At 40.5% G+C, this 11528-nt stretch carries 9 protein-coding genes and 1 tRNA gene; 2 read left to right on the top strand and 8 right to left on the bottom strand.

Going from position 1 to position 11528, the window contains the following annotated elements; all coding sequences use genetic code 11:
* Positions 1-19 precede the first annotated feature (19 nt).
* Entirely contained in the window at positions 20-580 is a 561-nt protein-coding gene (locus tag V7Q04_RS02035; RefSeq protein WP_333803249.1) for a hypothetical protein, read from the bottom strand.
* A 3-nt stretch (positions 581-583) separates the two neighbouring features.
* On the bottom strand, positions 584-3121 hold the full coding sequence (gene torA / locus V7Q04_RS02030) for a trimethylamine-N-oxide reductase TorA (protein WP_333803248.1): 2538 nt from the start codon (positions 3119-3121) through the stop codon (positions 584-586).
* 176 nt (positions 3122-3297) lie between these two features.
* Here torA and V7Q04_RS02025 point away from each other — a divergent pair, with 176 nt between their 5' ends.
* Positions 3298-4635, top strand: a complete 1338-nt coding sequence (locus tag V7Q04_RS02025) for an MATE family efflux transporter (RefSeq protein WP_333803247.1) — start codon at positions 3298-3300, stop codon at positions 4633-4635.
* Between the two features lie 50 nt (positions 4636-4685).
* On the opposite strand, the gene V7Q04_RS02020 is transcribed toward V7Q04_RS02025, so the two are convergent.
* A complete protein-coding gene (locus V7Q04_RS02020) occupies positions 4686-6149 on the bottom strand; it encodes an anion permease (RefSeq protein WP_333803246.1) in 1464 nt (487 codons plus the stop codon).
* A 136-nt stretch (positions 6150-6285) separates the two neighbouring features.
* Positions 6286-7551 (bottom strand): SagB family peptide dehydrogenase, encoded by a 1266-nt coding sequence (locus tag V7Q04_RS02015; RefSeq protein ID WP_333803245.1) that lies wholly within the window; start codon positions 7549-7551, stop codon positions 6286-6288.
* Positions 7552-7800: 249 nt separating this feature from the next.
* On the opposite strand from V7Q04_RS02015, the gene V7Q04_RS02010 reads away from it, so the two are divergent.
* On the top strand, positions 7801-8640 hold the full coding sequence (locus V7Q04_RS02010) for an aldo/keto reductase family protein (RefSeq protein ID WP_333803244.1): 840 nt from the start codon (positions 7801-7803) through the stop codon (positions 8638-8640).
* 5 nt (positions 8641-8645) lie between these two features.
* On the opposite strand, the gene V7Q04_RS02005 is transcribed toward V7Q04_RS02010, so the two are convergent.
* The 4 genes from V7Q04_RS02005 to V7Q04_RS01990 form a co-directional block, all read right to left on the bottom strand.
* Positions 8646-8722 (bottom strand) — tRNA-Arg (locus V7Q04_RS02005).
* A gap of 112 nt (positions 8723-8834) precedes the next feature.
* The gene (locus V7Q04_RS02000; protein ID WP_333803243.1) at positions 8835-9656 is read right to left on the bottom strand and encodes a MetQ/NlpA family ABC transporter substrate-binding protein; all 822 of its coding nucleotides are present in this window, start codon (positions 9654-9656) and stop codon (positions 8835-8837) included.
* Positions 9657-9784: 128 nt separating this feature from the next.
* On the bottom strand, positions 9785-10465 hold the full coding sequence (locus V7Q04_RS01995; protein ID WP_333803242.1) for a methionine ABC transporter permease: 681 nt from the start codon (positions 10463-10465) through the stop codon (positions 9785-9787).
* 1 nt (position 10466) lies between these two features.
* Complete coding sequence (locus V7Q04_RS01990) at positions 10467-11426, bottom strand: methionine ABC transporter ATP-binding protein (protein WP_333803241.1); 960 nt, start codon at positions 11424-11426, stop codon at positions 10467-10469.
* Between the last annotated feature and the right edge of the window lie 102 nt (positions 11427-11528).

The following is an 11528-nucleotide window of genomic DNA, read 5'->3' as shown; positions in this document are numbered from 1 at the left end:
AAGGCGAAGGAGACCAAACCTATTTATAGTTTTGCAAATACTTCATAATAGAATACTTTTCATCTTTGGAAAGTGCAGCTTGCTCACCCATCGCTTCAAGAATGCTTGGCCACACGTTGGCATCAAACTCGCTCTCAGCATGTAAGGCATGGCACGTACCGCATTTGGCACTAAAGAGATCTTTACCTGCTTTTAAAATACTCCCTTTGTCTTTGCCAAGTGCACTGGTGGCAACAAACCCTTTTACTGTCACATGTGACCAAACAGTACCATACTCATCTGTTTTTTCGCCGATGATTTTAACTGCGCTGGTTTTTGCGGTCTCAAATCCAACGATCAGTACCCCCGCTTTTTCATACACAACGCCACTGTCTTTAGGCTGATACCCTGTAAATTCGACTTCAGTGTATTCTCCACTTTTTGAGAGCTCTTTCACTTCAGCCGAAACGATCAATTCACCCAAAGCCTCTTTCGCACTGGCATCAGAAAACAGAGGGCTATTTTTGCTCATAAACGACCCACCTGCTCCAAAAAGGAGCGAAGTGAGGCAGAGCGTTAAGAGTGTCGTTTTAAACAACATGAATTACATTCCTTTCATCACAGGGGCTTTAAAGATACCAATTGCAGGTAACTCCCCTTTAAATTTTTCAATTTCAACAAGCGCTGTGGCTTGATTGCCTTGGGCAAGTTCAGAGGTTGGAATATCAGCGATAAGAACATTGACATCACCATGCACACACAATGAACCGATTTTACCTGGCTCTTTAGGATCATACCAAGCACCCTCTTGCATACGCACAACACCTTCCATCACCGCTTCAGTGACAACAGTACCGCCGAGCACTTGTCCACGTTTGTTAAAGATACGCACGACATCGCCATTTTGAATACCTCGTTTGGCAGCATCTTTAGGGTGCATCCAGATAGGCTCTCTGCCTTGAACCTCTTCGAGATCACGAAGCCATGTGTTATTGAGCTGTGAGTGAAGGCGGTATTTTGGATGTGGAGAGACCAGATTGAGTGGGAACTCTTTTGCCACAGAACTGCCAAGCCACTCCATCGGCTCAAACCATGTTGGATGCCCTTTGCAATCTTTGTAGCCAAATCCTGCAATTTTTTTCGAGAAAATCTCGATTTTACCCGAAGGCGTTCCCAAACGATGAGTTACAGGATTGTCTCTAAAGGTTTTATACTTGATGAAATTTTTAGCCGATTCTGGTGTCTCAAACTTCACAAACCCTTTTTCCCAAAATTCATCAAAGGAAGGCATCGCAACACCCGATTTTTTCGCTTTATTGAAAGACTCTTCGTAGAATGATTTGATCCACTCCATCTTACTTTTACCCTCGGTAAACGCCAACACCTCAGCAGCACTAAAGCGTCTTAGGATGTTCACAAAAATATCAAAATCATCCATCGCTTCACCGACGGGTTCAACCGCTTTTTTCATTGCAAAGATGTAGCTGTTGGTGTGCGATTTGGTGATGTCATTGCGCTCTTGCTCCGTTGTTGCAGGAAGGACAATGTCTGCCATACGCGCCGTTGCTGTCCAGAAGCACTCATTGACGACAAAGGTCTCAAATTTTTGCCACGCTTTGATCATACGGTTACGATCTTGGTGATGATGGAAAGGATTTCCACCCGCCCAGTACGCCATTTTCAAATCAGGATAGGTGAGTTTTTTGCCATCAAATAAGATCTCAAGACCTGGATTTTCCAAACATTCAACGATACGTGAAACAGGAATCACAGGAACTTTACGTTGTTTCCAAGGGCCATCCACTTTACTGTTAACACTCATACCTGTAAGACCAGGAGAGGCAGCAGGGGCATCCGCACCAGCAACTGCTCCTTGACTACCATTGTTACTCAGTGCATTACCAGTCGCTGCTGCAGGGGCTGGAACACCACCATCTGAGTAGTGATACGCACAACCAAATCCTCCACCAGGAAGTCCGATCTGACCAAGCATACTCGCTAAGGTAATCAGCATCCAGTGAGGTTGTTCCCCATGATGCGCTCTTTGGAATCCCCAACCACCCATGAGCATTGTACGTTTTGAGGCAAACTCTTTAGCAAGCAGTTTAATCACACTTGCCTCCACGCCACAAATTTTAGCCGCCCACTCGGGTGTTTTGATAACTTTATCGTCACCTTCACCTAAAAGATAGGCTTTGAACTCTGCAAAACCGCTGGTGTATTTTTCCACAAACTCTTTGCTATAGAGGTTTTCACTGTACAGATAGTGTGCCATACCGAGCATCATCGCAACGTCGGTCGTTGGGCGCACTTTGATGTGTTCTGCTCCAAAATACATCGCGGTGTTGTTATAAACTGGATCGATGCAGTAGAACTTGATGTTGCGTTTTTTAGCCTCAGCCTTGAGTTGTTTCATATACTCATACGATTGATGATCTGGCACGCCCCACGCAATTTGGTTGGTGTTGATAGGATCACTGCTCCAAAAAACGATGCATTCAGAGTTGGCAATCAGGTTTGGATACGCGGTTTGTTGGTTACTCGACTCATCACCACCTGTTACATAAGGGGTGATCGCACGAATCGCATGGGTTGAGTAGGTCAAGGTACGTGACGTATAGCCACCTGCAACGCCTAACATTCTGCCGACCAACGCTTGTGGGTTGTTGAGACTTCCGACACAAAACCAACCGTAACTTCCTCCAAAAACAGCATCAGGCCCGTAACTTTTATAGACACGTTTAAGCTCATCTGCGATCAAATCAAAGGCTTTTTCCCATGAGACGCGAACATATTTGTCTGAGCCACGTTTACTTTTATCGCTTTTGTACCCATGTTTCAAATACCCCTCACGAACGCATGGGTATAAGATACGATCTTGCGCATAGGTACGCGCTGGAAGCCCTTGAATCATGCTAGAAGGATAACGATCTTCCTCAAATGCTTCCACACTTTCAAACCGACCGTTGCGCACTTTAGTCTTAACTGCGCCAAAGTGTGAAGCACTCATTCCATCAACACCATCTTGCAAAATAGAATCCCCCACCAAAGGAATCGCCTCAGCATTTACCGTTGCGATTGCAGCCCCTGTTGCTGCTGTTCCTACTTTGAGAAACGATCTTCTGTCCATTTTCTTTGTCATTCTATACTCCTTAGGATAAACAATTTTTTCATAGCAAACGACAAAACTTAAATAAAAATTACATATGTGGTGTAATTTTTATTTTTATACTATGAAGCTTAACGAAATAAAATGAGGAATTAATGAGTGCTTTTTTGAAGCATTAACGCGTTATCATAAAATCAAAAAGAGCCTACATGGATTCGACATCACTGACACACCAACCCATACCAACACTTTTACGCCAGCTATCGATTCCTTCAAGCCTTGGTATGCTTTTTAATACACTCTACAACATCGTCGATACCTACTATGCAGGTCTTATCTCTACTGAAGCGCTTGCGGCTTTGTCTGCTTCTTCGTTTCTCTTCTTTCTTGTTATCGGGCTTGCTTATGGTGGAACCAGCGCTTTAACAGCGCTCATCGGACATGCGTATGGGAAACAACACATTTTTCTTGCCAGCTTGATTGCCAAAAAAGGGGTTGCCCTTATTATTGGTGTTGGAATGATTTTGGGGTTGTTAGGCTTTTTCTTCGCTTCACCACTTCTTTATACCATCGGAACGGAAGAGCGTTATCATGCTTTGGCACTGAGCTTCATCGAAGTCATTTTGCTAGGCTCAGCCCTCTTTTTTGCTAACTTTGCACTCAACAGTGTGCTTGTTGCCACAGGCGATACTAAGAGTTATCGTAACACGCTTATTTTTGGTTTTTTTGCCAATATTGTGTTCAATCCTCTGTTTATCTATGGCTGGGGATTTATTCCTGCAATGGGCATAGCAGGCATTGCTTTTGCCACAGTCTTGGTTCAAGCCATTAATGCCGCATACTTACTTTATAAAAGCCTACAAACAGGACTGATTAACTTTACCTGTAAAGAACATTTTTATCCTGATAGACGTATTTACAAAGAATTTATAACCCAAGCAACCCCTCCAGGGCTTAATATGTTAATGATGTCATTTTGCTCCATCATTGCACTTCATTTTGTCACACTTTACGGCTATCAGGCTGTCGCAGGGTATGGCATAGGGTACAGAGTTGAACAGTTAATGTTACTTCCATCCCTTGGTATCAGCAGCGCAACACTCAGTTTAGTTTCAAATAACATGGGCGCAGGCAAACTAGAGCGTGTCCGTCAAACGCTTTTTTATGCCCTTAGTTATGGGTATACGCTAGGTCTTATAGGCATGGGGATTTTACTGTTGAGTGGAAAGTGGCTGGTTTCTCAGTTTGATCCGAGTAGCGAAGTGATCTCTTATGGAACAACGTATATTTATGTGATGCTCTTTCTTTTTTGCGGTTATGTAACGCATTTTTCGTGTGTAGCAACCCTTCAAGGTATCAAAAAACCCGCTATGATTTTCTACGTCGGATTCTTCCGACAAATCCTAGCACCGAGTGTTGTATACACACTCATTGTAAGCTATTTTGAACTCTCATTTATGTGGATGTGGATTGGACTTGGTTGCATCGTGTACAGCTCTGCACTTGCGCTTTTATACTACACCTATTTAAAATTAAAATCACTCTAACACATACATGTAAAAAAAGCGTGAGTGTAAAGATACACTCACGCTTTGCATCAACGCATAGCCAACATAACAGGCGCACTTAGACCTAAGAGCGCTACAATAAATATCACGCCAAAGATAAAACCAAGCTTCCAAAAATCTTTACCTGTAATATACCCAGCACCATAATACAAAGGGGCAGGCCCTGTAGCAAAAGGTGTAATAACGCCCATAATACCGTGTGTCATAGCTAAGAGCAGGGCAAACTCTTTGATGGGCATATCGGGAACACTCATACCAACAGCAAGCATCACAGGCATCATAGCCGTAGCATGGGGTGTCGTACTAGCAAACATATAGTGCGAAAAGAAGTAGATCGCGACAAGCACATACATCGCAACAATAGGAGAGAAGCCTTGCATATAACCTGCTATACCATTGTCAAACCAATGAATAAAGCCTGTTCGTGAAAGACCTTCCGCTAATGAAACCAAAAACGCCAAGAGTACGATGGTATTCCATGCTGTCTTATTGCCTGCAATATCATCCCACTTTACAATTTTAAAGATCATCATCAGTGAAACAGCAACAAGGGCTACGGTTGTGGCATTGATGATTTTTGCACCAAATATCCAAAACAAAATAGCCGTAAAAACAATCAACCCAAGCACAATCTCATTGAGCGTGACTTTACCCATTTTTACGAGTTCACTCGCCGCCCATTGTGGTACAGCATCACCTTCTTTAATTTCAGGTGGATAAACCCAATAAATCAAGAGCGGGAGTAACAACAACATGGCTATACCAAAAGGAGCTGCCGCAAAAAACCAATCTGTCCATGAGATATCAATCTTGGTGATTTTTCGGATAATCTCAACACACAAAAGATTGGGAGCTAATGCCGTTAAAAACATTGAACTGGTAACACCCGTAGTCGCAAAAGCAACCCACATGACATAACCACCAATTTTACGTGATGATGGATCGTTCGGTTTTGAATCGTACAGAGGTGGAAGGTTGCGTACAATAGGGAAAATAATACCGCCACTGCGTGCGGTATTGGAAGATGTAAACGGTGCGATCAGCGCATCAGAGAGCATGACGGCATAGCCAAGTAATAGTGTTCTGCGCCCCATCAGTTTGACCAAAATCAAAGCAATACGACGCCCTAATCCTGATTTTTCATACCCCAAAGCAAAGGTAAAAGCAGAAAAAACAAGCCATACGGTTGTACTACTCCAGCCTGTTAGCATCCATTTAATGGCTTCTTCTGGAGCCTTAAATTTTGGGTTAGCCAACTCTTTAGCGCCAAAAAGTACCCAAGGAGCAAGAACCGTAACAAGGGTAGCTCCCATAAGCCCTACCGCTGCAAAAGTGAATGATTCCATAACCAATGCAGCAATCGTACCTGCAAATATGGCGAAAAAATACCAAGCGTGTTGTTCAAGACCTGAAGGAGTTGGATAAAGAGCGATAAGAAGCGTAACGATAATCGGGAAAAAGGCTGTCCACCTTATGGATGCGATGCTTGCCATGATAAATGCTCCTTTAGCATATTAGATTAGCAGAGTTTCACTCATTATAACATAGGATTTTATGAAGAAAGTAGAACGTTTCCTGCGAATTTACGCATGAGCTTCATATGCACCACTGAAGTAGCATTTTGTTTTTTTAGCGACCAATGGCTAAAGCATAAAGTATCATACCTTTGCTCTTTAAAAATTCAGCAACTTCTTCATCATAATACGCTCCAATGCCACTGCAACCAAACCCAAGGTAGCTACTGATAAGATACAGCCTATGCCCGATAATGCCTGCTTTTTGTACCATTGCTTGATAATTTTGCTCATCATGCCCTACGAGAAAAAAGGTGACGCCACTTTCTTCGCCCAAGGCTTGTTCCAAGCAAAGATACCCCGCTTTACGTGCAAAATCACCTGATTGCACATAATCACCCTCTTTGTAAACCCCTTTCCACATACCTTCCACACGGTTGATAATTGCATAAATTTCAATATCCGTATCACAATCACTTGGAATTGGCGCGTTGATAAATGCCATGACCTCTAAAAATTCTTCTTTACAAAGAGCTTTTTGCGTAAATTCTCGAATTGAGCGGCGTTTCCATATCGCTTGTTTGAAACGTTCTTGATCTAAGGCAACGGTCGGCATTGTGAATTGTGGTTTTGAGTGAAGCGCACAGGTTTTAGCATATGTTTGCTCAATGAGCGCATTGGCTTCAAAAGTTCCTGTGCCATCTACATAAGACAACTGCATCAAAGGCGTTTGACAGATAAAGCTTTTTTCCTCTCCAACCACGGCAGTTGAGAGAAAGAACTCTTCATTTCCAAAACCAAAAAGAGTATTTAACGCTTGTTTATCGGCATCATACACAATACGATACGCCTTCTTTGCAAGCAGGCACGAAGCCTCTAACGTGCCAAGCATATGCCCCGTATCATGTAAACAGTAGCGATATGCACGGTCATGGTATTTCCATGATGATCGGTAATAGATAGCAGAAAAGAGAAATACAAACCCCTCAACACACTTCATATGTAAAAAATTTTCAACCCCTTCTTCCTTCGCTAAGCTATGCAATAACACAAGAGCTGACTCATAAGGACTCAGATGGTAAATGCCATCTTCAAAACCTTTGACACCTCGTATCTGCACATAGACTTCGGTAGGATAAAGTGCCCCAGCACTGGGGTTTGTTCGCAAAGCATAGGTAACTCCAGGGTAGCTTTTCTGTGCCGTTAGGCCTCCAATAAGGTAAAAAAATTGATGGTCTGGATTGTGTTTAGTAAGAGCAATACGTTTAAAGGTTTCAGGATAAATTTTAAATTGTGTGGGTTGATGCTCCCAATCCATAAAATGGGATTTCGTGCGCACAGAGCTGTAACTGTGCATCGTTTGCGCATGGTATGTTAACATCGTATCTCCTTTAGCATATCCTACACTTTGGCATATATGGATCTCTTTACATGATACGTTTAATCATACAAAGAAAGCACCATTGAAAATTTCTTTTTCTATAATAGAACTCTTAACACGTATTTAAAGCAAAGCTTTAAACACTACGTTAACACTGTGTTTTGCTCGGCACAAAGCCCACGCACCTTTGGTGCTTTTACTACTTGCAACCTAATGTTGCAAGATAATTAATGTATGAAAGGAGTTCACATGGACTATGTTATAAGTAACCAAAACGTTCACATTCCGTGTATGCTTTATGGTACGGCATGGAAAAAAGAGCGTACTGCGGATTTAGTTGCATTAGCGCTTGAAAAAGGGTTTAAAGGAATCGATACAGCATGCCAACCAAAGCATTATGAAGAGGCATTGGTAGGTGAAGGTCTAGAGCGTTTTTACAACAAAGGTGGAAAAAGAGAAGCACTTTTTATTCAAACCAAATTCACACCACTATCGGGACAAGATCCACAACGCCTTCCCTATAAAGCTCAGGCTTCTTTAGAAGAGCAGATTATGACGTCATGTAACGTCTCCAAGCAAAACCTACGTACCGAGTATCTGGATTCCTTATTGTTGCATTCTCCACTCTTTCCTTATACTCATTTACTGAGGGCATGGAGAACCTTAGAAACACTCTGTGAAAATGGAGATACCCATCAAATTGGCATTAGCAATTGTTATGATCTCTCTTTAGTGGAGCAACTTTATAAAGATGCTCGTATTAAGCCTTCAGTGGTACAAAACCGCTTTTATGCAGATTCACATTACGATGCATCTTTACGTATTTGGTGCAAAGAGCAAGGTATTATCTATCAGAGTTTTTGGACACTGAGTGCAAATCCGCATATTGTACATTCTCCTACACTTCAAACAATCGCTCATCAGTATACTAAAAGTGTTGAGCAGATTTTTTACCGTTATGTAACACAACGGGATATCATCCCTCTTAATGGTACAACATCGCTTAAGCATATGGAAGAAGACTTATCTATTTTTGAATTTACATTGGATGATGTTAGTCTTGAGAAGATTGATCTATTATTCAATTAAAGGGGTGGTGTCCTCAGTGCGATTCGAACGCACGGCCTTCAAATTAGGAATTTGATGCTCTATCCTGCTGAGCTATGAGGACAACAATGAGTCTATTCTTTTGAGGTGGGTATTATACCAAAACTTACTTAGCTCTTGGCGGGGTTTAGAAAAGAAGAAACGAAGCGTACTTTGCAATACGCTTCGCATAGATTTTAGAAAGCTGGAACGATAGCACCTTTGTATTTTTCAGTGATAAACTTTTTAACTTCCTCAGATTTAACCGCTTTGATGAGCGCTTGTGTTTTAGCACTCGCCTCATTACCTGCTTTAACCACGATAATATTCGCGTATGGAGAATTTGCAGACTCTAATCCAAGAGCATCTGTCGTTGGATTCAGCCCTGCTGAAAGCGCATAATTTGTGTTGATAACTGCCAATGTAAAATCTTCAATAACACGAGGAAGTTGTGCTGCTTCTAGCTCTGTAAATTTAAGATTTTTTGGATTTTCAACAATATCCAGTTTTGTTTTAAGTGCAACATCATTTAACTTGATGAGTCCTGCTGTTGCTAAAACATCTAAAGCTCTTCCACCATTTGTTGCATCATTTGGAATTGCAACGGTATCGCCATCTTTTAACTCACTAAGAGATTTAACTTTTTTAGAATAAATTCCCATTGGCTCGATATGAACATTGCCAACACTGACAAGTTTAGTACCTTGGTTTTTATTAAATTCGGCAAGATACGGTGAATGTTGGAAAAAGTTTGCATCAATTTCACCACTGTCTGTTACTTTATTTGGAATCACATAATCATTAAAAACTTTAATTTCAAGTGTGTACCCTTCTTTAGCTAAAAGAGGTTTTACAACTTCCAATATTTCAGCATGAGGTACGGGTGTAGCACCAACAATAATTGTTTTTGCACTTTTATCTTCTTTTGCAACCGCTTTTTCTTCAACTTTTTTATCGCCACTGCAACCACTAAATGCAAGTAGTGCTCCAACTAAAATAGCCCCTAAACGTTTATACATGTGTACCCCTTTGAATTGCTCAAAATAATGTATAGTAAATCTATTAATTTAGTATACATATTGAAATGTTAACGTCATTCGTATTAAGAAAGACTGAATATGAATTTGATACGCCAAAAAATAGCGATTTAATGTTTAATGATTTTGTAGAGAAAGTCGCCTATGCTTTGGAAAATTTGGACAAGTACAATTAAAATAAATACTGTCCAAAAGATGTAGATTCCATCAAATCTATAATAACCATAATTCATAGCCACCGCACCAAGACCACCACCACCAACAGTTCCTGCCATTGCTGAAAAACCAATAATTATAATCAACGCTAATGTAATAGCGGAGATAATACTTGGAAATGCCTCAGGAAGCAAAACTCTCAAAATAATCTGAAATTTGGTTGCCCCAAAAGATTTTGCAGCTTCGATAACACTTGAGTCAACTTCTTTAAAAGCATTCTCAATCATTCTTGCGATAAATGGGGCGGTACCAATGATAAGTGGTACAATCATAGCAAACGTTCCTGTCTGTTTTCCAACCAAAAACTTTGTCAAAGGGAAAAGAACAATGATGAGAATAATAAAGGGAAATGAACGCAACGTATTGATTATAATGTCTAAACTTTTATAGATATAGGCATTGGGAGAAAGACCCTCTTTATCGGCAATAACCAAAATAATCGCAAGTATAAACCCAATGACTGTGGCTACTAGCGTTGAAATCAAACTCATGGTAAGTGTTTCAATAACAGCCTCCAGCAAGACCTGTTTCATCCCAAAAGATTTTTCATAAAACTCTATGAGGTATTGATTCATCTTAGATAACCTCCCAAATAACTTCAGCTTTTTCTTGCAAATAGTTCTTTATCACGATTGAAGTTTGTTCGTCAATATTAATGACAAGCGTGCCAACGACATTGTCATTTAATTTTTCGAGCTTTCCCCAGACAATATTAAAATTTATATTCAACTCTCTAGCCATAGTTGTGACAATTGGGTTATACGAAACATTACTCGGGAAATAAAGCCTTATATTGACACCCTCTTTTGGCAACTCTTCATCTTCGCCCAAAAACTTCATCATTTTTTCATCAGGTCGTAAGAAAAGTTCGTCAATTCTTCCAAGACCTATCACTTTTCCATCTTCTAAAAGTAGTGCGCGAGAAGCCACCTTTTTCACCACTTCCATTTCGTGGGTTACAATGATGATAGTCACGCCAAGTTTAGTATTGATCTCTTGTAAAAGTTCTAAGATAGATTTTGTGGTATTAGGATCAAGGGCGCTGGTGGATTCGTCACTGAGAAGTATTTTTGGATTCAGAGTTAGTGCTCTAGCAATGGCAACACGCTGTTTTTGCCCACCACTAAGCTCTTTAGGGTAAACAAATTTTTTACTTTCTAGACCTACAAGATTTAAAAGTTCATCAACGCGTATTTTAATCTCATCGTTGCTGTATCCCCAAACTTTCATCGGAAGGGCAATATTATCGTACACATTTTTTTGATTGAGTAAAGAGAAGTTTTGAAAAATCATCCCAATATTTTTTCGTAACTCACCTAAGCCACTTTCACTTAAATGCTTGACTTCTTTTCCAAGAACACTCATATCACCTTCACTAAAGCCTTCAAGACCATTGATACAACGAAGTAACGTTGATTTACCAGCGCCACTATGCCCAACAATAGCAAATATCTCACCTGCATTGACATGTAAACTTATATCATCTAAAACTTTTTGATTGTCAAAATATTTACTTAAATGTTTTATATCTATCAAATTTTAACCTTTTTAGCGCATTTAACACACAAATAGAGACATGTTTAAGAAAGCGCAGGATTATAACCATTTATTGTTTAATGTACTACAAAAATAAGTTGA

This window comes from Sulfurospirillum sp. (assembly GCF_036802865.1).
Lineage (GTDB): Bacteria > Campylobacterota > Campylobacteria > Campylobacterales > Sulfurospirillaceae > Sulfurospirillum.
The sequence above is the reverse complement of the archived record's forward strand: the minus strand, read 5'-3'. Positions and strand labels throughout refer to the sequence as shown.